Consider the following 22,559-nt stretch of genomic DNA (forward strand, 5'->3'; position numbering starts at 1 on the left):
CGAGGGCGCGCGAGCGCCCGAAGCTGCGGACGGCGCAGCCGGACGCGAATCCGCCCGGGGGCACCAGGGAACAAGACGGCGTCGCTGCTGCGGCGCCGTTTCTGGTTTGTGCGCCTGCCCGCGGACTCGGGTCGCCGACATTCGCATCGCTAGTCTCCTCGTAGGCATCATTTTGGCTCGGGGTGCCTTTTTCCTTGCTTGAGAGTTTGCTTTTGGTCACGCATGGACGATTACTGTCATCGCAGGCTGACGGATGGCGATATTCAGGGTGGTTGAGCTGGCGGCAAGCAATATGCTTTCGCGAGGTTCGGCTGCCGGCTGCGCGGCGATTCGCAAAATGCAATATAAGATATCAATTCATATTATATCGACTGACGATCCCGATGAGGCGCTCGTGGGTGAGCGCCTCCATCCTGTCAGGAATCGTTCGTTGATGACCACTTGCCCCAAAACGAAGTTTCCCGTCCGGTTAAGTTGGGTTTAACGATGCATATTCCGGGTGTATTCCGCCAAATAATGAATAGCGGGCGCGCGCTCGTTTCGAGATGTCGCAATTACGAAAGCAATCCCAAGATGAACTCTAGGAAAAGCCATAGTCCGATGCCCAGGGCGATATATGCCGCGAACGACCGTGGGCGCCCGGAGTGCTTCGGCAACGTTCCGCGCTCGATATACTCGGCAACCTCTCGCGCGCACCGCAGTCCAAGGTCGCGCTCCACCGCAAAGGCTCGCCACGAAAACCAAATCGCCGGCGGTATCAGAGCGCACGCGAACCAAAGGGACGCTGCTGTCCCGTGCATGAATTCGAGCAGGATTACCGCGGGCACGAATAGGGAAAGCCCTACGTAGATCGTCATAAGCTCGCGACGGGTGTCGCCGCCGCGCTCGACCATGCGCCGCATCTCGGGTTCTCCCAGCAGTTCGGGCAGCGTTGTCTCGAGCGCGCGGGCCATCTCGGCGAGACTCTGCACGTCGATCAGGGTTTTACCCCGTTCCCAATTTGATACCGTTTGCCGTGACACGTGAAGCGCTTCGGCGAGGGCCTCTTGGGATACACCGCGTTTCGTGCGCACATCGCGAATGCGGGCTCCGATCGTCGCCTTGTCGTATTCGAATTCACGCGTATTTCTGTTCATGGACGCCCCCAGCTCGTGTTCCACGAACCAAGTATGGCGGCCGCCGCTCGCGTCGTCTATCAAATGTCTTTGACATTGGCCCGAAATCCGCCTTGTGTCATGATGGACGAAGCGGGGTGCGTAGTTTCGCCCGTGTGAAGGAACGGGCGCTCGCTATTATAAAGAGCGCGTATCGTGGTATAAGTTCCAATCAGATGCTCTCCGGCACAGCGAACGATACAAAGGAGCGTCGTCGTGGCCAACAAGGTGACATTGAAGCAGATCGCGCGGGAGGTGGGTCTGTCGCCCGCGTCCGTGTCGCTCGTGCTCAACAACCGGCCCTGCCGTATCTCCGAGGAGAACCGCCGCCGCATCAAAGAAGTCGCGGCGCGCGAGCACTACATCCCCAACCAGATCGCCCGCAGCCTGGTCACGCAGCAGTCCAAGACGCTTGGCCTGATCGTTCCCAACATCGAGAGCCGCTTCTTCTCGTCGCTGGCCAAAAACCTCGAGCAGCGCTGCCGCGCCGAGGGCTACGCGCTGTTCATCACCAATTCCGACGGCTTGGCCGAAAACGACCTCGAGCTGCTCAACCTGCTCGTGACACGCGGCGTCGACGGCATCTTCCTCGTCGTCAGCGACGAGGCGCCCGACGATCGCGCCCTGTTCGACGAGCTGTCGAACCTCACCATCCCCTACGTCATGGTCGACCGCGTGATGGACGAGCTGTCGTGCGACAAGGTCATGTTCGACCACGAGCTGGGAGGCTACATGGCCACGCGCTATCTGCTCCAGCAGGGGCATCGTCGCATCTCGTGCATGGTGAACGCGGCCAAGACCGTCACCGGCCGCAAGCGCCTGCGTGGCTACCTGCGCGCGCTGCGCGAGATGGGCATGGAGCCCGACCTCTCGCTGGTCGTGGAGAGCGAGTACTACATCTCGAGCGCCTACGAGGCGGCGACCGAGGTGGTCGCCTCCGACGCGACCGCGGTGTTTGCGAGTTCGGACAACATCACGCTCGGCCTGCTCAAGCGCTTGCACGAGATGGGTAAGCACGTGCCGGACGACTACTCGCTCGTGAGCTACGACAACAGCGCGGCGGACGCCCTGTTCGAGCCGTCGCTGACCTCGATTGAGCAGAACGTCGGCGAGCTGTCCCACCATGCGGTGGGCCTGATGATGCGCCGCCTGGCGAACCCGTCGAGCGATCCGGTGGAGCGCGTGCTCAAGCCGCACCTCGTCATCAAGGAGAGCGTGGCACCGCTCGCTGAGCGCCAAGGCGCCGGCGCGCGCTGATTCGGCGCGCAGCCGCTCTATATCGTCGACGATTTCCGCTTTGTCCGTCTGCCGCAAACGGTAGGTATTCGGCCGCGAACGGCAACAGGTGTGCATCCGGTGAACGGACGGTTGAACGCCCCGTGCGGGAGCCTTGGATCACCGCCGCGCGCCACAGCCGGCCGCGGCAATTGTAAAATCCCAGTTAATTAACCGTGTAGGAGGTCCCGGGATGGGTGCGGGCCCGCTTCGACTCGGCGTATGCGTCCCGCACGATCGTCCCTTACCGAGCGATAACCAAAACTTTTCCCGAAGATAAAACGTTTTTTCACGATGCTAAAACGTTTTACCACTTATACTGTAAGCTGATGCTCGTGACAGGTGCGCACCGGAGGGTCCGACCACACCCCAAACCCGGACGGTACCAAGAGGCGCGGAACCCCTGCCTGCGCCTCGCTACTGTCGGTTCGCACCTGTCCGCATCGATCTTCGTGCTGAATCGCCTGGCATACCGCTCGGCGTGATGAAAAGGAGGAGCACATGTCCAACCCCGTGATCGGAACTCCGTGGAAGAAGCTCAACACTCCCGTGAGTGCCGAGTCTCTCGCCGGTGTCGAGAAGTATTGGCGCTGCGCCAACTACCTCTCCGTCGGCCAGATCTATCTGCGTTCCAACCCGCTCATGAAGAAGGACTGGGTTGACGAGAAGACCGGCGAGACCCGCGACTTCGGTCGTCCCGACGTCAAGCACCGCCTCGTCGGCCACTGGGGCACCACCCCGGGCATCAACTTCCTGTTCGGCCACGTGAACCGCCTCATCGCCGATCACCAGCAGAACACCGTGTTCCTCATGGGCCCCGGTCACGGCGGCCCGGCCGGCACCGCGCAGTCCCTCCTCGACGGTACCTACCGTGAGATCCGCCCCGACATCACCGATGACGAGGCCGGTCTGCAGAAGTTCTTCCGCCAGTTCTCCTATCCCGGCGGCATCCCCAGCCACTTCGCTCCCGAGACCCCCGGCTCCATCCACGAGGGCGGCGAGCTCGGCTACACCCTGTCCCACGCCTTCGGCGCCGTCATGGACAACCCGAGCCTGCTCGCGGTCGCCGTGGTGGGCGACGGCGAGGCCGAGACCGCGGCGCTTGCCACCTCTTGGCAGTCCAACAAGCTCGTGAACCCCAAGACCGACGGTATCGTGCTGCCGATCCTGCACCTCAACGGCTATAAGATCGCCAACCCGACCATCCTCGCCCGTATCTCCGACGAGGAGCTCACCAAGTTCTTCGAGGGCATGGGCTACAAGCCGCACTTCTTCATGGCCGGCTTCGACAACGAGCCGCACATGTCGATCCACGCCCGCTTCGCCAACTTGCTCGAGGAGGTCTTCGACGAGATCTGCGACATCAAGGTCAAGGCCGAGACCGGCGTCGAGACCCGTCCCGTCTACCCGATGATCATCTTCCGCACGCCCAAGGGCTGGACGTGCCCCAAGCACATCGACGGCAAGAAGACCGAGGACTCCTGGCGTGCCCACCAGGTGCCGCTGGCGAGCGCCAAGGACACCCACGAGCACTTCCGCGTCCTGCGCGCCTGGCTGCGCTCCTACAACCCCGAGGAGCTCTTCACGCCCGAGGGTCAGGTCCGTCCCGAGGTGACCGCCTTCATGCCCGCCGGCGATCTGCGCATCGGCGCCAACCCCAACGCCAACGGCGGTAAGATCCGTCGCGACCTCGTGCTGCCCGACATCCACGCCCATGAGGTGCCGGTCGCCGAGAAGGGTCACGGTTGGGGCTCCACCGAGGCCGCCCGCGTCTTCGGCGCCTACACCGCCGACGTGCTGGCCGCCAACGACGACTTCCGCATCTTCGGCCCGGACGAGACCGCGTCGAACCGCCTGCAGGACGCCTACAAGGTGACCAAGAAGCAGTGGGAGGCCGGCTACCACGCCGACGCCGACAACGATGAGCTGCTGGCCACCTCCGGCAAGGTCATCGAGCAGCTCTCCGAGCATCAGTGCGAGGGCTTCCTCGAGGCCTACCTGCTCACCGGCCGCCATGGCGTGTGGAGCACCTACGAGAGCTTCGTGCACGTGGTCGACTCCATGGTCAACCAGCACTGCAAGTGGCTCGAGGCCACCGTGCGCGAGATCCCGTGGCGCGAGCCGATCGCCGGCCTCAACATCCTGCTGACCAGCCACGTGTGGCGTCAGGACCACAACGGCTTCTCGCACCAGGACCCCGGCTTCATCGACCTGCTGCTCAACAAGGCAAACGACACGCACATCGTGAACGCCTACTATCCGTGCGACGCCAACATGGCCCTTGCCGTGGCCGAGCGCGCCTACCAGTCCACCAACTGCGTGAACGCCATCTTCTGCGGCAAGCAGCCCGCCCCGACCTTCATCACCGTCGACGAGGCCAAGGCCGAGCTCGAGGAGGGTCTGGCCGTCTGGGATTGGGCCAGCACCGCTGACAGCCTCGAGGATGCCGACCTGGTGATCGCCTCCTGCGGCGACGTGCCCACCATGGAGGCCCTGGCCGCGACCGACCTGCTGAAGAAGCTCGGTGTCAAGGTGTGGTTCGTGAACGTCGTCGACCTGCTCAAGATCCAGAGCCTCGCCGACAACGATCAGGCCATCTCCGACGAGCGCTTCTGCGAGTTCTTCGGCGACGGCGACAAGCCGGTGCTGTTCTGCTTCCACGCTTACGAGGGCACCATCCACCGCGTCCTGTGGGATCGCCCGGGCGTCAAGTCCTTCCGCGTGCACGGCTACGAGGAGAAGGGCTCCACGACCACCCCGTTCGACATGCTGCGCCTCAACAACATGGACCGTTGGGCCCTGGCTGCCGACGCGCTGCGCCTGGTCGACGGCGACAAGTTCGCCGACCAGATCGATGCGTGGGAGGACTTCCGCGAGGAGGCGTTCCACTTCGCCGTGGACGAGGGCTTCGATCACCCCGACTTCACCAACTGGGTCTGGCCCGACGCCGCCGCCGCGACCGACGCCGAGCTCTCCGCGACCCAGATGACCGCCGGCGACAACGAGTAGTCGCTCGGTCTCATATCAGGCTGACGAAAAGCGCTCCGGAGCGATCCGGGGCGCTTTTTGCATGCCGCTGACATACGGCTGCACTCCAGTGTGCTAAAGTACCGCAATACCTGTCCCGGGACGCACGATGTCCCAAAAGGGACAGGAGAAAATGGGACATCGGGGACGACCGCGCATATCCGAGCGAGCGGCCGACGAAAGGGGCTTTGCCATGACCACCACACCGTGGGGATTCAGGGACATCCTGCCCGAAGAGGCGCAGGCGCGCGAGGACATCGCGCTCACGGTGAAGGACCGCCTCAAGGCCCATGGGTACCTGCCGGTCGAGACCCCGCTGCTCGAGAGCCGTGCCGCCCTGGAGGGCGGCGGCCGTCTGACCGATTCGCCGTTCAAGCTGTTCGACGACGACGGGCGCTTCCTCATGGTCCGTCCCGACAACACGTTGCCGATCGTGCGCCTCGTGTCGTCGCGGATGCGCGCGGCCGACCTGCCGCTCCGCCTGCGCTACGAGGCGCCCGTGGTGCGCGGCGCCGCGCGCAACTCCGGTACGTCGCGCCAGTTCACCCAGCTCGGCTACGAGCTGATCGGCGAGGGCGGCGTCGCGGGCGACACCGAGATCGTCTCGATCGCCGTGGAGGCCACGCTGGCGCTCGGTCTGCCGTCGTGGCGTCTCGTCTGCGGCAGCGTGCGGCCCTTCCAGGAGCTCTTGGCGCGCTGCTCGGACCGTGCGCTGGCCGAGCGCGTGCTCGCGTTGGTCCACGTGAACAACCTGGTCGATCTGGACGACGAGGTTCGCGCGAGCGACGAGGCGCCTGCGGTCAAGCGCGCGATCTGCGAGCTGCCGCGGCTGCACGGCGGCCTCGAGGTGCTCGACCGTGTGGACTCCCTGCTGGGCGAGGCGGGCGTCGGTGCCGGCACGGTCGACGAGCTGCGCGCGCTGTACGCCTCGCTTGCGCAGGAAGGGCTGGATGTCGCCGAGCGCCTCGCCTTCGACTTCTCGATCATGAGCTCGTTCGATTACTACACCGGATTGGTGTTCAAGATCTACGCTGCGGGAATGCCCGATTCCGTGGGTTCGGGTGGCCGCTACGACCGCGTGCTCGACGGCGCCGTCGCCGGGGCGGACCATGTGCCGGCGGCGGGCTTCGCCTTCTCGCTCGAGCGGCTGGAGATCGTGAGGCCGATCGACGGCGAGGGCGACGATGGCGTCGCCGTTCCGGCGGCGGGAGGGGACAGCGCCGTCGTGCGCGACATGGCCGCGCCCCTGCGCATCGCCGTGCCCAAGGGCTCGCTCAATGTCGACGCGCTGCGCGTGCTCGAGGAGGCGGGGCTCGACGTGTCCCCGCTTCGCGACCCGGGCAGGCATCTCATCTTCCGTTCCCGCGACCTGCGCGAAGGGCCGAACTCGATCGGCGAGGTGGAGTTCATCATCGTGCGACCCACCGACGCCCCGGCGTTCGTGGCGTGCGGTGGTGCCGACTGCGGCATCTGCGGGCGCGACTCGCTCATCGAGGCGGATATGAACCTGCTGCAGCTCGTGGACCTGGGCTTCGGCGCCTGCCGCTTCATCGAGGCGGAGCCCGCCGCTGCCGCCGGTGCCGCCGAGCGCGCCTACGCGCGGCGCGGCAGCCTGCGCGTGGCGACAAAGTATCCGCGCATCGCGGGCGCGTGGTACGCGAGCCGCGGCATCAACGCCGACATCGTGTCGCTGCACGGCAACATCGAGCTCGGTCCGATCGTGGGCATGACCGACCGCATCGTGGACATCACGGCGACGGGCACCACCCTGCGCGAAAACGACCTGGTCATCACCGGCGAGATCATGGAGTGCACGGCGCGGTTCTTTGTGAACCCGGGCCGCGCGCGCATCGATGCCCGCGTGAGGGAGCTTGCGGCGCGTCTGGCGGCCCTGCGAAAGGCGTAGTCGTTCGTAACCAACGCATGACATACGTTCTCCCGCGTTGTGGGAGGAACTTTATCGTGATAAAGTCATAGCGCATACCCGCGGGCGCACGGTCGCATGGCCGTGCGCCCTTTCCAGCTGATTCGCCGCCGGCTCCGCCGGTGGCTTTAAGGAGAGAAGCCCATGAAGACCGTCACCTTGGCTTCCGGTGAGCGCCTCGACGCCTCGATGCTCACGCGCGAGGGCGTGCTGCCGGCGGATATCACCGCCGCGGCGCAGCAGATCATCGATGCGGTGCGCGCCGAGGGCGACGCGGCCCTTCGCCGCTACTGCTGCGACTTCGACGGCGTCGACGTCGCGTGTTTCCGCATGGCGCCCGAGCAGGTCGATGCCGCCCTCGACCAGCTCGATCCGTCGTTCATCGCGGCGCTCGAGAAGGCCGCGGCGCAGATCCGCGATTTCCATGAGCGCGAGGTCGAGCAGTCGTGGTTCACCACGCGCGCCGACGGGACCATGCTCGGCGTCAAGGTGACCCCGGTCGCGGCGGCGGGCATCTACGTGCCGGGCGGCCGCGCGCAGTATCCCTCCACCGTGCTCATGAACGCCATCCCCGCCAAGGTGGCGAGCGTCGAGCGCGTCGTCATGGTCACTCCGCCGCAGCGTGCGTCCGAGCCAGGCGCATGTCCCATCTCGCCGTATACGCTGGCGGCGGCCAAGATCGGCGGCGTGGACGAGATCTACACCGTGGGCGGCGCCCAGGCGATCGCGGCGCTCGCCTACGGCACCGAATCTATCCCGCGCGTGGAAAAGATCACCGGACCGGGCAACGCCTACGTCGCCGCGGCGAAGCGCTTGGTCTCGGGCGACGTCGGCATCGACATGGTCGCCGGTCCCTCCGAGGTGTGCGTGCTCGCGGACGCCACGGCCGAACCCGCCGTGGTCGCCGCCGACCTGATGGCCCAGGCGGAGCACGACCCGCTCGCCGCCTGCTACCTGGTGACGTGCGACGCGCAGCTCGCCGCGGACGTCACGCGCGCCCTCGAGGTGCTGCTGCCGGCGAGCCCGCGCGAGGAGATCACGCGCGCCTCGCTGGACGACCAGGGCATGGTGGTCATCGCTCCGGACATGGAGGCGGCCGTCGCGGCGGTGAACACCATCGCGCCGGAGCACCTCGAGCTGCACTGCGCCGATGCGCTGGGGCTGCTCGGCTCCATCCGCAACGCCGGCGCCATCTTCGTGGGCGCATGGAGCTCCGAGCCGCTCGGCGATTACGTCGCCGGGCCCAATCACACGCTTCCCACCGGCGGTACGGCGGCGTTCTCCAACCCGCTGTCCGTGGACGACTTCGTCAAGCGCTCGTCGGTCATCTGCTACACGCCCGCCGGCCTTTTGGCCGACGCGCCGGCGACGCAGCGCATGGCGGAGGCGGAAGGCCTGTGGGCGCACGCGCTGTCGGCCGGTCTTCGCCGCCGCGCGCTCGAGGAGGGCACCGACGCCGTGAGCACCGAGGCGCTGGCCGCGGTCGACCTGACCGCCGTCGCATGGCCGGGCGACGCGCCCGAGACCGTGGCCGCCGGCGCCGACGCGACGAAGGCGGGGAGGTAGCCATGGCGGAGCTTTCCGAGCGCATGCGGGCGATGGTCCAGCCGTATCTGGCGGGCATCGAGCCCTACGACCCCAACTTCACGCCGACGCGCATCAACCTGTCGGCCAACGAGAACACCTATCCGCTACCCGCCGACGTGCGAGGCGCCGTCGACGAGGCGCTGGCGGCCACGCCGCTCAATCGCTATCCCGATCCCATGTCCAACGAGCTGCGCGACGAGCTGGCGGCTCGCCACGGGGTCGCCCGCGAGAACATCTGCGTGGGCAACGGCGGTGACGAGCTGCTGTTCAACTTCCTGCTCGCGTTCGGCGGCGAGGGGCGGCGCATGCTCAACTGCCCGCCGTGCTTCTCGGAGTACGAGTTCTTCGCCTCGCTGACCCGCACCGGGGTGCGCAACGTCCGCCGCGACCGCAAGACGTTCGCGCTCGACGAGCGCGCCCTGCTCGCGGCGGCACCCCAGGCGAACCTCGCAATCGTCACCTCGCCCAACAATCCGACGGGCGACGTGGTGTCGCATTCGTTCATCGCGCAGCTGTGCCGGGCGTGCCCCGGCCCCGTCATGGTCGACGAGGCCTATATCGAGTTCGCCGACGCGGGCGCGTCGGTGCAGGGCCTGCTGTCGAGCTGCCCGAACCTCGTCATCCTGCACACGCTGTCCAAGGCGTTCGGCGCGGCGGGCCTCCGCTGCGGGTACGTGATCGCCGCGCCCGACATCATCGAGGTGTTCGCCGCGATCCGGCAGATCTACTCCGTCAACGTGCTCACGCAGGCGGCTGCCACCGCCATGGTGCGCTCGCGCGAGGCGTTTGGGCCCGTGGTGGAGCAGGTGCGCTCCGAGCGCGAGCGGATGTACGCCGCACTTGCCGCCGACTCCCGCGTGCAGGTGTGGCCGAGCAGCGGCAATTTCCTGCTCGTGCGCATGGAGGGGGCGAGTCGCATCCGCGAGCGGTTGCGCGACGAGTATTCCATCCTCGTGCGCGACTTTTCCTACGCGCCGGGTCTCGACGGGTGCCTGCGCATCACGGTGGGCACGCCCGAGGAGAACGACGAGGTGCTGGCGGCGCTCGCGGCGCTGCTAGACTGAGAGGTGCCCGGCCGGCGGCCGGATGGCACGGATGCTTGGAGACGATGAGGAGGGGCGAGGACCTATGGCGCGCATAGCCGAAGTGACCCGTACGACGGGAGAGACCGATATCACCATCAAGCTCGATCTGGACGGATCGGGGCGCTGCGACATCGCGACGGGCGTGCCGTTTTTCGACCATATGCTCGACGCGTTCGGGCGGCACGGGCTGTTCGACCTGATGGTGCGGGCGACCGGCGATGTCGAGGTCGATGCGCACCACACCATCGAGGACACGGGCATCGTGCTCGGGCAGGCGTTCGCGCAGGCGCTGGGCGGTAAAGAGGGCATCACGCGCTTCGCCGACGTCGCCATTCCGATGGACGAGACGCTCGTCATGGCAGCCGTGGACATCTCGGGTCGCGGCCAGGCCTATTGCGAGCTGCCGTTGCCCACCGAGCGCGTGGGTGCGTTCGACACCGAGCTGGCCGTCGAGTTCTTCTACGCCTTCGCCCGCGACGCGCGCGTGACGCTGCACGTGCGCGAGCTTGCCGGCGCGAACAGCCATCACATCATCGAGGCGGCGTTCAAGGCGGTGGGTCGTGCGATGCGCTTTGCGTGCGAGCTCGATCCGCGCGTGAGCGGCGTGCCGTCCACCAAGGGTTCGCTGTAGCGCCGAAGGGCGCGGCGCGGTCGCAGCGGCGGACTCCGGGCCCGGCCGCGGTGACAGGCTTCGGGCCCGGCCCACACTGTGCCCCGATATTCTCCCGGCCCCGATTGGGACATCTGAGAGGAGCGATATGTCGACGATCGTCGTCATCGATTACCACAAGGGCAATCTGTCGAGCGTGGCTCGCGGCCTCGCGCGCGCCGGCGCGGACGCGGTCGTCTCGGACGATCCCGAGCGGATCCGCGCCGCCGACGGGCTGGTGCTGCCCGGCGTCGGGTCGTTTTACGACGCCATCGCGTTCATGCGCGCGTCCGGTCAGGACGGTGCGGTCGTCGATGCGCTCGCAGGCGGCGAGGGCACGCCGTTTTTGGGCATCTGCCTGGGTCTTCAGCTGCTGTTCGAGCGGGGCGACGAGGGTGTGCCGGACGATGCGCCGCTGTCTGACGCGGCCGATCGGGCCGGGTCGAACCTCGCGCCCGGTACGGTGTTCGCCGCCGAAGGTCGGCGGTGGGTCCGTGGGCTCGGATTGCTGCCCGGCTCGTGCACGCTGCTTCCGTCGCGGCGCCTGAAGGTTCCCCATGTCGGCTGGGATCAGGTGCATCTCACGCCGACGGGCACCGCCTGTCCGCTGCTCGAGGGGTTCGACGAGGGCGCGAACGTGTACTTCACCCATTCGTATGCGCTCGACGGGGACGTGGACGCCGCCGATATCGCCGCGCGCACGTTTTATGCGCGCGATTTCGGCTCGGTCGTGTGGCACGGCAACATCTACGGTTGCCAGTTCCATCCGGAGAAATCCTCGGCCCACGGCCACCTGATCCTCGAGAATTTCGTCCGTATCGTCGACGAGCGCGTGAAGGAGGTCCGCGCATGATCGTGTTTCCCGCCATCGACCTTATCGCCGGCAAGGTGGTGCGCTTGGAGCGCGGCGACCGGTCGCGCATGAAGGTCTATTCGGACGATCCGGTCGCGCAGGCGCGTGCCTTCGTCGAGCAGGGCGCCACTTGGATCCACGTGGTCGACCTGTCCGCCGCGCTCGAGGAGGACGATGAGGCCCGTGCGGCCAATTCCGCCGCCATCAAGGCGATCTGCCAGGTCGAGGGGCTGTCCGTCGACCTGGGCGGCGGCGTGCGCTCGCTTGCGCGCATCGACGAGCTCGCCGGCTACGGCTGCCGGCGGATCGCCTTGGGTACCGTGCTCGTGACGGAACCGGGCTTTGCCGAGGTGGCAGCCCGGGGATTCGGCAACCTGCTCGTGGCCGACGTCGCCGCGCGCGACGGCCAGGTCAAGATCAACGGTTGGCGCGACGGCATCGAGCGCAGCGTCGAGGACGTGGTCGGGCAGCTGGCCGAGCTCGGGTTCAAGCATCTGGTGTTCACCGATATCGCGCGTGACGGGATGCAGACGGGCATCGACGTCGACGCCTATCGCCATGTGGCCTCCTGCGCCGGTTTCCCGGTCGTCGCCTCGGGCGGGGTCTCGACGCTCGACGATATCCGCTCGCTAGCCGCCGCCGGCTCCGACGTCGTCGAGGGGTGCATCATCGGGCGCGCGCTGTACGAGGGTAATTTCACCTTGGCGCAGGCGCTCGACGCCGCGAAGGGGGTGGACGGCGCATGCTGACGAAACGCGTGATCCCCTGTTTGGACGTCAAGGACGGCCGCGTCGTGAAGGGTGTGAACTTCGTGGCGCTGCGCGATGCCGGCGATCCGGTCGAGCTCGCGACCGCCTACGATCGCGAGGGGGCCGACGAGGTCATCTTCCTGGATATCACGGCGACGAGCGACAACCGTGCGACCACGATCGAGATGGCGGCTCACGCCGCCGAGGAGCTCTCGATTCCCTATACGGTGGGCGGCGGCTTTCGCGACCTTGCCGGTATGCGGCGCATGGTCGCGGCCGGGGCCGACAAGGTGTCGATCAACTCCGCCGCCGTGCGCAATCCCGAGCTGATCGCGCAGGCCGCCGCCGCGTTCGGCAGCCAGGCGGTGGTCGTGGCGATCGATGCCAAGCGCGTGGGTGAACCCGGCGCGCCGGGTGCTGACAAGTGGGAGGTCTACCTCGCCGGCGGTCGCACGCCGACGGGTATCGACGCGGTCGCGTGGGCCGAGGAGGCGGCGCGCCGCGGCGCCGGCGAGATCCTGCTTACCAGCATGGACCGCGACGGTACCAAGGAGGGCTTCGATTTGGCTTTGACCCGTGCCGTGGCCCGCGCGGTGCCCATACCTGTCATCGCGAGCGGTGGCGTGGGCACGCTCGAGCATTTCGCCGAGGGCATCATCGAGGGCGAGGCCGATGCCGTGCTCGCCGCCAGTGTGTTCCACTTCGGCACGTACAGCATTCGGCAGGTCAAGGAGTACATGGCGGCGCAGGGCATCCCCGTCCGCCTCGACTTCTGATATCCCTGTCCCAAAAGGGGCCAGGAGAAAATTGGGACATGCGCAGGGAAGGGATGATGATGGAGATCGACGAGCTCACGTTCGACGCGCAGGGGCTCATCCCGTGCGTCGTGCAGCAGTACGACACGGGCGAGGTGCTCATGGTGGCGTGGATGAACGCCGAGTCCGTGCGCCTCACGCTCGAGACGGGCACTACTTGGTTTTGGAGCCGTAGCCGCCAGGAGCTGTGGAACAAGGGCGCGACGAGCGGCAACATGCAGCGGCTGCGCGAGCTGCGCGTGGACTGCGACGCCGACACGCTGCTCGCCCTCGTGGACTCGCCCGGCCCCGCCTGCCACACCGGCAACCGCACCTGCTTCTTCCGCACCCTGGGAAAATAGGGACAGTCCCCATTTTCCCGCGGGAAAATGGGGACTGTCCCTATTTTTCCAGGAAAGGATCGCATCATGGGTGTTCGCACCGCCAACGTAACCGACGGCAACATCGGGGAGACCCTGACCGGGCTCGCCGCGGTCATACACGGTCGCCGCGAGGCGTCGCCGGAGACCTCCTACACGGCAAAGCTTCTGCAGGGCGAGGCCGACAGCCTGCTCAAGAAGCTCGCCGAGGAGGCGAGTGAGGTCATTATGGCCTGCAAGGACGACGATCACGATCACATCCGCTACGAGGCGGCGGACCTCGTCTACCACCTGATGGTGACGCTCGAGCGCTACGGCATCACCCTCGAGGAGCTCGCCGGCGAGCTCGACGCGCGCCATCGTTAGGCGCCACATCGTCCATGTCGAGCATGTAGACATGTTGCACGACATGATCCATCTGCGGAAACGTCGAGAAAATCAAGCAGCTGCACGACAGACCGAATCGCGTCGATAGGGAATAATCTCCCATGTAGACAGGCGCCGGACAAGGAGGTCGACTGTGCTCCCCAAAGGATTCGAGTGGGTCATCGTCAGCGTCGTGCTGCTTTTTCGCGTTATCCTGCCGATCGCCATCGCGGTGCTGCTCATCGTGTTCTTGGTCCGCAAGCTTCGCAAGCCGAAGGACGGGCCGGAATCTCCCGCGGCGCCGCGCGCAGCCGATGAGGGGCCTGCGGCGCCCTTGCAGCAGGCTGCTCCATCGCAAGGTGTTGCAAAGCGCATCGATCGCCTGCTCGCCGAGCACAACCTGACCGACCGGGAGCGCGACATCCTGGTGGGCATCTATCAGGGCAAGACGCAGGCGCAGCTCGCCGAGGAGCTCTTCCTGTCGCGCTCGACGATCGGCACGTACTGCACGCGCGCCTACGAAAAGCTCGGTGTTTCCTCCAAGGATGAGGCACTTGAAGCCTTGCGCCGCGCCGCCGAGCAGCAATAAGCGCGTCCGCGTGCGTGGTACAATCGCCGCGAGATCTATATGCGGCGCGAGAAAGGCCAGCGCATGTCCGTCCTGTTTATCGAATACCCTAAGTGCTCGACCTGTAAGAAGGCCAAGAAGTGGTTGGATGAGCACGGCGTCGAGTACATCGACCGCCATATCGTGGAGGACAATCCGCGCGCCGACGAGCTCGCCGCATGGCAGCAGCGCTCCGGCTTGCCCGTCCGGCGTTTCTTCAACACGAGCGGCATGAAGTACCGTGAGCTCGGCATCAAGGCCAAGCTGGATGCCGGCATGTCCGACGACGAGGCGTTCGATCTGCTTGCGACCGACGGTATGCTCGTGAAGCGCCCCCTTGTGGTGACCGACGACGCGGTGCTCGTCGGCTTCAAGGAGGAGGCGTGGGCCGAGACCCTGCTGCAGGAGGGCCTTTGCCGCGACTGAGCGACGACGGCGTCGCCCAAGACCCCGTTTTCCCGTTTACGGTTCGGTTCGGGAGCGGGTGCGCGAGTAGACTCGATTCGATTTGAAATAAAACCGCAGGTCAACGGATGGCGGGTGTCGAGGTGTACTCGGCACCCGCTCCATAAACCGAACCGTAAACGAGCTTTTGCGCCGGGTGATGCGAAAGGGGTCCAAAATCGGGCTCAACCCGGAGCAACGCGTCGCGAATGCCTACAGAATGCCGAGCTTCATCAGGTAGAGCACGTAGCCGACGGCCATGACCGTGTTGGCGACGACGCAGATGAAGCCCAAAACCCTGCCGGCGGTGATCATGCGCGGGTACGGCGCGTGCTGACGCTTCGCCATGGTGCCCAAGACGATGGCGACGATGCCTGCCACGATGCTCAAGATCCAGCTGACGAACAGCGCGAGGATGACGCCGACGATACCGAAGATCGCCGTGGCGACCGAGAGGCCGGGGTTGCCGAGAGCCTCATCGGCATCGATGCCCTCGTCGGCATCGGAAGGGGAGACGCCGTTTCCGGGAGCGCTGTCCCGCATCGCATCGGGTTCGGGCGCGCTTGCAGTGGGTGCGGTCGCCTCCGCCTCGATGTCGCCGTCGGTGTTCAGATCGATATCGTCGCTATGGTCACGTGCCATGGTTCCTCCACAGGGGTCGAGTGGGTCGGGCGGCGCGGTCGCCGCCGTGTCGCGCGCATCCGTGCGGTCCGCGCGGTTTTTGCAGCAGGATACTCGCTTTTTCGCCCGCGTGTGCGCAGCCCGTGTGGAATCGGTTCTGCATGCCATGGCTTGGAGCGCATCATATGGGGTATCGTCAAAGACGGACGACTATGTGCAGGGCAGGAGGTCTTATGGACGCATCCGATCTTGAGGAGCTGGCGCGCGCCGTCGCCGCGGGCGACCTGACGCCGCATGAGCTTGTCGAGCGCGTGCATACGGAGTCGGTGGTCGATTTGGGCTACGCGCAGGTCGACGCCGCGCGGGGCGTGCGCACGGGCGTGTCCGAGGTCATCTACGGAGCCGGTAAGACGGCCGAGCAGATCGCGGGCATCGTCGCGGCGATGAGAGACGCCGGGCAGCGGCGCGTGCTGATCACGCGGCTCGATGCCGATAAGGCCGTCGCCGTGGCGCAGCTGGGCTGCGATATGGCCTATCACGAGGATGCCTGTGCCGGTGTCGTCGGCGAGCTGCCCGAGCCCGACGGCAACGGCGAGATCCTCGTGCTGACCGCCGGGACGAGCGATGCGTCGGTCGCCGCGGAGGCAGCCCTCACCGCGCGTTTCCTCGGCAACCGCGTGACCTGCGTGAACGATGCGGGCGTGGCGGGAATCCATCGGCTGCTGCGTCATGGGGAGCAGATCGCCCGCGCCCAGGTGATCATCGCGATCGCCGGCATGGAGGGTGCGCTTCCCTCCGTCGTGGGCGGGCTTGCCGCGTGCCCGGTCATCGCCGTGCCCACGAGCGTGGGGTACGGCGCCAACCTGGGCGGGCTCACGGCGCTGCTCGCCATGGTCAACAGCTGCGCGAGCGGCGTGTCCGTGGTGAATATCGACAACGGGTTCGGTGCGGCGTACCAGGCGTCGCTCATCAACCATCTTCCGGGCAAGGAGGCCTAGGATCCCATGAAGGACGATATGTGCGCGCGGACGGGTGCGACGCTGTACTTGGACTGCCAGGCGGGTATCGCCGGCGATATGCTGGTCGCGGCCCTGCTCGATGCGGGTGCTGACGAGGCGGCGATGCGCCGGGCGTTGGCAAGCCTGCCGGTGGGTGGGTTCGAGATCGCAGTGTCGCGCGTCAAGAAGGCGGGCATCGACTGCTGCGATTTTGCCGTCCTGTTGGACGAGGCGCACGAAAACCACGATCACGATATGGCCTACCTGCACGGAAGCGGGTACGCTGCTCACGAGCACGAGCACGAGCACGAGCACGAGCACGAGCACGAGCACGAGCACGAGCACGAGCACGAGCACGAGCACGAGCACGAGCACGAGCACGAGCACGAGCACGAGCACGAGCACGAGCACGAGCACGAGCACCGTCATGCCGGCGGCCATCACCATCATCATCACCACGAGCACCGCGGCCCGGCGGACATCGCGCGCATCATCGACGCGGCCGATATGACCGTCGGCGCCCGCGCCCTTGCCCACCGCACACTCGACATCCTCGCCGCCGCCGAGGCCAAAGCCCATGACGTCCCACTCGATCAGGTGCACTTCCACGAGGTCGGCGCCGTCGACTCCATCGTCGACATCGTCGCGGCGAGCGTGCTGATCGACAGTCTGGGCATCGAGCGTGCCGTCGTGCCGGTGCTCGTCGACGGGCGCGGTACCATCCGCTGCCAGCACGGCATCATCCCCGTGCCCGTGCCCGCGACGCTCAACGTCTGCACGCAGCACGGCCTTCCGCTGTCCCAGGCGGATGTGGAAGGCGAGTTCGTGACGCCCACGGGAGCGGCTTTGGTCGCCGCCCTCGATCCCGTCTTCGAGCTGCCCGCCCGCTACACGGTTCGACGTGTTGGCCTCGGCGCCGGCAAGCGTTCCTATGAGCGGCCCTCGATCGTCCGCGCCCTGCTCATCGACGAGCTGCCCGCGCCCGCGCGTCCCGCACCCGAGGTTCCGGGCACGCCGGCGCACGTCGTCAAGCTCGAGTGCGATATCGACGACAGTACGCCCGAGGTGCTCGCCTACGCCGCCGACCGCCTGCGCGACGCCGGCGCGCGCGAGGTCCACTGGCTGCCCGTCTTTACCAAGAAGGGCCGTCCCGCCTATCAGCTGCAGGTCATCGCGGCATCCGAGGATGTCGATCGTCTCGAGTCGATCATCTTCCAGGAGACCTCGACTATCGGTGTCCGTCGCAGCGCCTGGGACCGCACGGTGCTCGTCCGCTCGTTCGAGCAGGTTCAGACGGAGTGGGGTACCGTGCAGATAAAGCGCGTCGTGCTGCCGGATGGCACCTCGCGCATCGCGCCGGAATACGAGGACTGCGCCGCCGTGGCGCGCCGTGCGGGCGTCTCGCTGCAGCGGATCATGGATGCCGCCCGCGCGGCGGCTCTGTCGCGATAGGCGGACGGCGCGTCCGATCCGCCGGCCTGCGTCCTCGCCGCCATCATGCGCGCCCCGCCATCGGGGGTACAATGGCCGCGGGCGTCCGCATGGGCGCCGTTCGTCAACGTAGGGCGGGGTGAGCTGAGATGTCGGTTTTGCAGAGGGCCTTCAAGGCGTTGAGCGTGTTGGCGATCGTCGGCGCGGTCGACCTGAGCATCACCGCGCGCGTGCTCTCCACCTCGGGGACCTCGATGGAACCCCTGCAGGTCGTGAGCATCGTGCTGTCCGTCGCCTTCTCGCTCATCTTAGGGATCGCGGGGCTCAAGACCGCGGGCGAGCCGCGTCGAGTTGCCAAGCTCTTCCTGGTCACCGTGCTCGCGCTGTGGGCGAACGCATGCGATATCCTGTTGCTGGTGCTGGAGGGGGAGTTCATCTTCTCCGTCGTCATGAACGCGCTGATCGTGGCGGCCTACGCCTACGTCGCCTACCGCGTGCGTCGCGAGCCGTCTCGCTAGCGCGAACGCGCGCAGCACGCGGCCGAACGGCGCGGCCGCGCCCTGTCCGATGTTGGAAACCATACGAAGGGAAGACCGATGAAATTCCTGATCGCATCCGATATCCACGGTTCGGCCTACTGGGCCGGCCGCCTCATGGACGCCGTCGAATTCGAGGCGCCCGACCGCATCATCCTGCTGGGCGACCTACTCTATCACGGCCCGCGCAACGACCTGCCGCGCGACTACGCGCCCAAGCGCGTGATCCCGCTGCTCAACGACCTTGCGGCGACAGGCCGCCTCATCGCCGTGCGCGGCAACTGCGAGGCCGAGGTCGACCAGATGGTGCTCGGTTTCCCCTGCATGGCGGACAGCGCGACCGTGATGGATCCCGACGGCCGCCAGCTGTTCTGCACGCACGGGCACGTGTTCGGCGCGGGGTTCCACAACAGCGTGGACAATCTACCGCAGCTGCCCGAGGGCTCGGCGATCGTGTACGGCCACACGCACGTCAAGGTGAACGAGGCCGTGCCGGGCTCGCCGTCGATCTGGGCGTTCAACCCGGGCAGCGTGTCCATCCCCAAGGATGGGACGCACAGCTACGGCATCTACGAGAGCGGGCTTTCCGTGGCGGAGGCGTTCCGCCACGTGGTGCTCGAGGAGGAGTAGCCATGGCGAACGCGAACGAAGGCGCGGGACGCGACCTGTCGACGCTCGTCGATGCCCGCGAGGAGCTGCAATCGCTCGTGCAGACCATCTGGCGTCTGCGTCAGCCCGACGGGTGCCCGTGGGATCGCAAGCAGACGCATGCGAGCATCGCGAAGAACATGATCGAGGAGGCCTACGAGGCCGTCGATTGCATCGAGGACGACGATATCGCGCATTTGCGTGAGGAGCTGGGCGACGTGCTCATGCAGGTGGTGCTGCACGCGCAGATCGCGGCCGATGCGGGCGAGTTCACCATGGCCGACGTGGCACGCGACATCGACGAGAAGCTGATCCGGCGCCATCCCCATGTGTTCGGCGAGCATGCGGCGGCAAGCGATGCCGACGAGGTCCTCGATATCTGGGATCAGGTCAAGCTTGCCGAGAAGGAGGCGCGCGACGCCGATGCGGCTGCCGCCGAGGAGCGTCCCGCCGGCCTGCTCGACGGCGTGCCGCGTTCGCTGCCCGCGCTCATGCAGGCGCAGAAGGTTTCGCGCAAGGCCGCGGCCGTCGGGTTCGAGTGGGATACGGTCGCCGACGTATGGGGCAAGGTCGCCGAGGAGCGCGCCGAGTTCGAGCGCGAGGAGCCGGGAAGCGACGCGCGGGAGATGGAGTTCGGCGATCTGCTGTTCGCGCTGGTCAACGTGGCACGCAAGGAGGGCATCGACGCCGAGAGCGCCCTGCGTGCCAGCACCGCCAAGTTCCGAGCGCGCTGGGCCGCCATGGAGGACGTCGCGTTCGAGCGGGGTATTGCGCTCGAGAGTCTCTCCACCGCCGAGCTCAACGAGCTGTGGGACGACATCAAACACTGACATGATGCGGGGCGGTCGTCCGCCGGGGACATCCGCCTCCTATGCGCGCGTGCACGGGAAGCCTGCGCCCGCGCGCTGTCGAGCGCTGTGAACCGGTCCCCAACACACGTGCATAGAGTCCTGAAAAGCGGGCATACTGTATAAAGTTTGCTTTGGATAACCTATTGCCAAGGCAGTGTGCTCTAGAGAGAGGACTCAAAGATGAGCGAGATTTTGGATGTCTACGGCCGCGAAGTGCTCGATTCCCGCGGTAACCCCACCGTCGAGGTCGAGGTCGTGCTCGACGACGGCTCCTTCGGCCGCGCCATGGTGCCCTCCGGCGCTTCCACCGGCGCCTTCGAGGCCGTCGAGCTGCGCGACGGCGACAAGGACCGCTACCTGGGTAAGGGCGTCACCAAGGCCGTCGACCACGTGAACAAGGAGCTCGCCGACGCCGTCATCGGCATGGACGCCTTCGACCAGCGTGCCGTCGACGCCGCCCTTATCGATGCCGACGGTACCTCCAACAAGGGCAATCTGGGCGCCAACGCCATCCTCGGCGTGTCCCTCGCCGTCGCCCGCGCCGCCGCACAGGCGACCGGCCTGGAGCTCTACCAGTACCTGGGCGGCGTGAACGGCCACCTGCTGCCCACGCCCATGATGAACATCCTGAACGGCGGCGTGCACGCCGACAACAACGTGGACTTCCAGGAGTTCATGATCATGCCGGTCGGTGCCCCCACCTTCACCGAGGGCCTGCGTTGGTGCGCCGAGGTGTACCACACCCTGAAGAGCGTCCTCAAGGATTCCGGTCACAGCACCGGCGTGGGCGACGAGGGCGGCTTCGCTCCCGACCTGGCCACGAACGAGGAGCCCCTGCAGTACATCGTCAAGGCGATCGAAGCGGCCGGCTACAAGCCCGGCGATGACTTCATGATCGCCATGGATCCCGCTACGACCGAGTGCTACGACGCGGAGCGCGGCGTGTACGTCCTCGCCGGCGAGGGCCGCGAGCTCACGACCGACGAGATGATCGACTATTGGGCGGCGCTCGTCGAGAAGTACCCGATCATCTCCATCGAGGACGGCCTTGCCGAGGAAGATTGGGACGGCTGGGTCAAGCTCACCCAGCGCATCGGCGACAAGGTCCAGCTCGTGGGCGACGACCTGTTCGTCACCAACACCGAGCGCCTCAAGAAGGGCATCGAGATGGGCGCGGCCAACGCGATCCTGGTCAAGGTGAACCAGATCGGCTCGCTCACCGAGTCTCTCGAGGCCATCGAGATGGCCAAGAAGGCCGGGTACGCCTGCATCGTGTCCCACCGCTCCGGTGAGACCGAGGATTCCACGATCGCCGACCTCGCCGTCGCCACCAACGCCGGCCAGATCAAGACGGGCGCTCCGTGCCGCTCCGACCGCATCGCCAAGTACAACCAGCTCATCCGCATCGAGGACGAGCTGTACACGAGCGCGCAGTACGCCGGTAAGGACGCGTTCTACAACATCAAGTAGCCGTTGAACGCGGGACCTCGGCATGATGCTTCAGAGGTCTCGTCCGGCATGTGCCGCGTGGCGCTGACGCATGCCGCCAACTCGCTTTCCCTCCTTCGCGCGGCGCCGGGGCACGATCGCCTCGGCGCCGCGCCGCATGCGACGGACGCGTCGAAGGCGTGCGTCTTTCGCGTGCTTGCGAACCGCCGCCGTCGCGGCCGCGGCCGCGTGGTATAACTGAATGCAACGATAAGCGCACACGAACCTCAACCATACAAGGCGCCCATGAACGATTACCGAAACAATCCCGTGCCGTTGGCATCGGCACGTCGCCGCGACGACGTCGTGCGACGCGCCCAGGCACCCGCATACGCCGGGGCGACCGCCGCACTTGCCGGCGCCGGCCCCCGTCCGCTCACGCCGCAGCGCCGTGCCCCCGAGTACGATCGGGACTCGCCGATACGGACCGGCCGTCCATCGTCTCCGGGCCGATTCCGTGCGGAAGATCGACGCGGCGTGCGACCCGATTCGCCTCGGGGGCGCATGCGGGCAGATGGGCGTTCCGAGCGACGAGAAACGGATCGCACCCGCTTCGGGTCCGGTCGCGGCGCCTCAAGATTCATGAGATACGCCGCGGACAGCAAGTTCATCCAGGCGATCTACTCCTTTGTCACGGGACCCACGAGGGCGCTGTTCTACGCGCTGGTCATCGGTGCCGTGGCGATCGGGCTCTACCTGCCGATCCGCGACTTTTATGTCGCGTACCGCACGAACGATATCCTCACGCGCCAGGTGGCCGTGCGCGATTCGTACAACAGCGCCCTCCAGGACGAGGTGGACGGCTACCTCTCGCAGGAGGGGATCGAGCAGTCCGCGCGCAAGCTCGGCATGGTGCTTCCCGGCGAGACGCGCATCGAGGTCACCGGTCAGGACGACGCCGATGCGGATAAGGCATCCGGTGTGGGAAGCGGCAACGTCATGACGTCCGGCGAGGTCTCCGATGCCGAGCAGGCCGTCGCACAGGAGACGCCTTGGTACCTCTCCGTGCTCGACACGCTGTTCTTCTTCGATGGGGTCGAGGGCCAGACGACGTCCTCTACGGGAGAGTCCGCGGGAGAGTAGGGGAAGACG

The 22,559-nt window shown here is 66.6% G+C and carries 22 protein-coding genes; 20 read left to right on the plus strand and 2 right to left on the minus strand.

The window, feature by feature from the left end:
* Positions 1–554 precede the first annotated feature (554 nt).
* Positions 555–1,136, minus strand: coding sequence for a helix-turn-helix domain-containing protein (locus I6E04_RS07650; protein ID WP_235422599.1), 582 nt, complete (start codon positions 1,134–1,136; stop codon positions 555–557).
* A 234-nt stretch (positions 1,137–1,370) separates the two neighbouring features.
* On the opposite strand from I6E04_RS07650, the gene I6E04_RS07655 reads away from it, so the two are divergent.
* From I6E04_RS07655 to I6E04_RS07715, 13 genes are all read left to right on the plus strand, one after another.
* The gene (locus tag I6E04_RS07655; RefSeq protein WP_235422600.1) at positions 1,371–2,411 is read left to right on the plus strand and encodes a LacI family DNA-binding transcriptional regulator; all 1,041 of its coding nucleotides are present in this window, start codon (positions 1,371–1,373) and stop codon (positions 2,409–2,411) included.
* Positions 2,412–2,930: 519 nt separating this feature from the next.
* Positions 2,931–5,438, plus strand: a complete 2,508-nt coding sequence (locus tag I6E04_RS07660; RefSeq protein WP_235422601.1) for a phosphoketolase family protein — start codon at positions 2,931–2,933, stop codon at positions 5,436–5,438.
* A 211-nt stretch (positions 5,439–5,649) separates the two neighbouring features.
* Positions 5,650–7,362, plus strand: a complete 1,713-nt coding sequence (gene hisG / locus I6E04_RS07665) for an ATP phosphoribosyltransferase (RefSeq protein ID WP_235422602.1) — start codon at positions 5,650–5,652, stop codon at positions 7,360–7,362.
* Between the two features lie 162 nt (positions 7,363–7,524).
* On the plus strand, positions 7,525–8,946 hold the full coding sequence (gene hisD / locus I6E04_RS07670) for a histidinol dehydrogenase (protein WP_235422603.1): 1,422 nt from the start codon (positions 7,525–7,527) through the stop codon (positions 8,944–8,946).
* A 2-nt stretch (positions 8,947–8,948) separates the two neighbouring features.
* Positions 8,949–10,031: a histidinol-phosphate transaminase gene (gene hisC / locus I6E04_RS07675; protein ID WP_235422604.1), complete on the plus strand. Its 1,083-nt coding sequence runs from the start codon at positions 8,949–8,951 to the stop codon at positions 10,029–10,031.
* Positions 10,032–10,095: 64 nt separating this feature from the next.
* Positions 10,096–10,683: an imidazoleglycerol-phosphate dehydratase HisB gene (gene hisB, locus I6E04_RS07680; protein ID WP_235422605.1), complete on the plus strand. Its 588-nt coding sequence runs from the start codon at positions 10,096–10,098 to the stop codon at positions 10,681–10,683.
* A gap of 127 nt (positions 10,684–10,810) precedes the next feature.
* A complete protein-coding gene (locus tag I6E04_RS07685) occupies positions 10,811–11,554 on the plus strand; it encodes a glutamine amidotransferase-related protein (RefSeq protein WP_235422606.1) in 744 nt (247 codons plus the stop codon).
* Positions 11,551–12,303 carry a 1-(5-phosphoribosyl)-5-[(5-phosphoribosylamino)methylideneamino]imidazole-4-carboxamide isomerase gene (locus I6E04_RS07690; RefSeq protein WP_235422607.1) on the plus strand — a complete coding sequence of 251 codons (753 nt, stop codon included), beginning with the start codon at positions 11,551–11,553 and terminating at the stop codon, positions 12,301–12,303. The genes I6E04_RS07685 and I6E04_RS07690 overlap by 4 nt, the downstream gene beginning before the upstream one ends.
* Positions 12,297–13,079, plus strand: a complete 783-nt coding sequence (gene hisF, locus I6E04_RS07695) for an imidazole glycerol phosphate synthase subunit HisF (RefSeq protein ID WP_235422608.1) — start codon at positions 12,297–12,299, stop codon at positions 13,077–13,079. Before I6E04_RS07690 ends, hisF begins: the two co-directional genes overlap by 7 nt.
* Positions 13,080–13,135: 56 nt before the next feature.
* Positions 13,136–13,459, plus strand: coding sequence for a phosphoribosyl-AMP cyclohydrolase (gene hisI, locus I6E04_RS07700; RefSeq protein ID WP_328225607.1), 324 nt, complete (start codon positions 13,136–13,138; stop codon positions 13,457–13,459).
* Between the two features lie 66 nt (positions 13,460–13,525).
* Positions 13,526–13,843 carry a phosphoribosyl-ATP diphosphatase gene (gene hisE, locus I6E04_RS07705; RefSeq protein ID WP_235422609.1) on the plus strand — a complete coding sequence of 106 codons (318 nt, stop codon included), beginning with the start codon at positions 13,526–13,528 and terminating at the stop codon, positions 13,841–13,843.
* A 154-nt stretch (positions 13,844–13,997) separates the two neighbouring features.
* Positions 13,998–14,432, plus strand: coding sequence for a helix-turn-helix transcriptional regulator (locus tag I6E04_RS09890; protein ID WP_235422610.1), 435 nt, complete (start codon positions 13,998–14,000; stop codon positions 14,430–14,432).
* A gap of 63 nt (positions 14,433–14,495) precedes the next feature.
* Positions 14,496–14,876 carry an arsenate reductase family protein gene (locus tag I6E04_RS07715; protein WP_235422611.1) on the plus strand — a complete coding sequence of 127 codons (381 nt, stop codon included), beginning with the start codon at positions 14,496–14,498 and terminating at the stop codon, positions 14,874–14,876.
* Between the two features lie 231 nt (positions 14,877–15,107).
* Here I6E04_RS07715 and I6E04_RS07720 read toward each other — a convergent pair whose 3' ends face one another.
* Positions 15,108–15,536 (minus strand): hypothetical protein, encoded by a 429-nt coding sequence (locus I6E04_RS07720; protein ID WP_235422612.1) that lies wholly within the window; start codon positions 15,534–15,536, stop codon positions 15,108–15,110.
* Between the two features lie 212 nt (positions 15,537–15,748).
* Between I6E04_RS07720 and larB the strand changes: the two genes are divergently transcribed.
* From larB to I6E04_RS07755, 7 genes are all read left to right on the plus strand, one after another.
* Positions 15,749–16,513 carry a nickel pincer cofactor biosynthesis protein LarB gene (larB, locus tag I6E04_RS07725; RefSeq protein ID WP_235422613.1) on the plus strand — a complete coding sequence of 255 codons (765 nt, stop codon included), beginning with the start codon at positions 15,749–15,751 and terminating at the stop codon, positions 16,511–16,513.
* 6 nt (positions 16,514–16,519) lie between these two features.
* Complete coding sequence (locus I6E04_RS07730; RefSeq protein WP_235422614.1) at positions 16,520–17,965, plus strand: LarC family nickel insertion protein; 1,446 nt, start codon at positions 16,520–16,522, stop codon at positions 17,963–17,965.
* A gap of 164 nt (positions 17,966–18,129) precedes the next feature.
* Positions 18,130–18,462, plus strand: a complete 333-nt coding sequence (locus I6E04_RS07735) for a hypothetical protein (RefSeq protein ID WP_235422615.1) — start codon at positions 18,130–18,132, stop codon at positions 18,460–18,462.
* A gap of 78 nt (positions 18,463–18,540) precedes the next feature.
* Entirely contained in the window at positions 18,541–19,110 is a 570-nt protein-coding gene (yfcE, locus tag I6E04_RS07740; RefSeq protein WP_235422616.1) for a phosphodiesterase, read from the plus strand.
* Positions 19,111–19,112: 2 nt separating this feature from the next.
* Entirely contained in the window at positions 19,113–19,958 is an 846-nt protein-coding gene (gene mazG / locus I6E04_RS07745) for a nucleoside triphosphate pyrophosphohydrolase (protein WP_235422617.1), read from the plus strand.
* 201 nt (positions 19,959–20,159) lie between these two features.
* The gene (gene eno / locus I6E04_RS07750) at positions 20,160–21,449 is read left to right on the plus strand and encodes a phosphopyruvate hydratase (protein WP_235422618.1); all 1,290 of its coding nucleotides are present in this window, start codon (positions 20,160–20,162) and stop codon (positions 21,447–21,449) included.
* Positions 21,450–22,049: 600 nt separating this feature from the next.
* Positions 22,050–22,550 (plus strand): hypothetical protein, encoded by a 501-nt coding sequence (locus I6E04_RS07755; protein WP_235422619.1) that lies wholly within the window; start codon positions 22,050–22,052, stop codon positions 22,548–22,550.
* The last annotated feature ends 9 nt before the right edge of the window (positions 22,551–22,559 follow it).

This window comes from Collinsella tanakaei (genome assembly GCF_021531055.1).
GTDB lineage: Bacteria > Actinomycetota > Coriobacteriia > Coriobacteriales > Coriobacteriaceae > Collinsella > Collinsella tanakaei_B.

Excerpts from the sequence above, each read along its gene's own strand:
- I6E04_RS07650 (WP_235422599.1), bottom strand. The coding sequence starts at position 1,136 with ATGAACAGAAATACGCGTGAATTCGAATACGACAAGGCGACGATCGGA.
- I6E04_RS07660 (WP_235422601.1), top strand. The coding sequence starts at position 2,931 with ATGTCCAACCCCGTGATCGGAACTCCGTGGAAGAAGCTCAACACTCCC.
- hisG (WP_235422602.1), top strand. The coding sequence starts at position 5,650 with ATGACCACCACACCGTGGGGATTCAGGGACATCCTGCCCGAAGAGGCG.
- hisD (WP_235422603.1), top strand. The coding sequence starts at position 7,525 with ATGAAGACCGTCACCTTGGCTTCCGGTGAGCGCCTCGACGCCTCGATG.
- hisC (WP_235422604.1), top strand. The coding sequence starts at position 8,949 with ATGGCGGAGCTTTCCGAGCGCATGCGGGCGATGGTCCAGCCGTATCTG.
- hisB (WP_235422605.1), top strand. The coding sequence starts at position 10,096 with ATGGCGCGCATAGCCGAAGTGACCCGTACGACGGGAGAGACCGATATC.
- I6E04_RS07685 (WP_235422606.1), top strand. The coding sequence starts at position 10,811 with ATGTCGACGATCGTCGTCATCGATTACCACAAGGGCAATCTGTCGAGC.
- I6E04_RS07690 (WP_235422607.1), top strand. The coding sequence starts at position 11,551 with ATGATCGTGTTTCCCGCCATCGACCTTATCGCCGGCAAGGTGGTGCGC.
- hisF (WP_235422608.1), top strand. The coding sequence starts at position 12,297 with ATGCTGACGAAACGCGTGATCCCCTGTTTGGACGTCAAGGACGGCCGC.
- hisI (WP_328225607.1), top strand. The coding sequence starts at position 13,136 with ATGATGGAGATCGACGAGCTCACGTTCGACGCGCAGGGGCTCATCCCG.
- hisE (WP_235422609.1), top strand. The coding sequence starts at position 13,526 with ATGGGTGTTCGCACCGCCAACGTAACCGACGGCAACATCGGGGAGACC.
- I6E04_RS07715 (WP_235422611.1), top strand. The coding sequence starts at position 14,496 with ATGTCCGTCCTGTTTATCGAATACCCTAAGTGCTCGACCTGTAAGAAG.
- I6E04_RS07720 (WP_235422612.1), bottom strand. The coding sequence starts at position 15,536 with ATGGCACGTGACCATAGCGACGATATCGATCTGAACACCGACGGCGAC.
- larB (WP_235422613.1), top strand. The coding sequence starts at position 15,749 with ATGGACGCATCCGATCTTGAGGAGCTGGCGCGCGCCGTCGCCGCGGGC.
- I6E04_RS07730 (WP_235422614.1), top strand. The coding sequence starts at position 16,520 with ATGAAGGACGATATGTGCGCGCGGACGGGTGCGACGCTGTACTTGGAC.
- yfcE (WP_235422616.1), top strand. The coding sequence starts at position 18,541 with ATGAAATTCCTGATCGCATCCGATATCCACGGTTCGGCCTACTGGGCC.
- mazG (WP_235422617.1), top strand. The coding sequence starts at position 19,113 with ATGGCGAACGCGAACGAAGGCGCGGGACGCGACCTGTCGACGCTCGTC.
- eno (WP_235422618.1), top strand. The coding sequence starts at position 20,160 with ATGAGCGAGATTTTGGATGTCTACGGCCGCGAAGTGCTCGATTCCCGC.
- I6E04_RS07755 (WP_235422619.1), top strand. The coding sequence starts at position 22,050 with ATGAGATACGCCGCGGACAGCAAGTTCATCCAGGCGATCTACTCCTTT.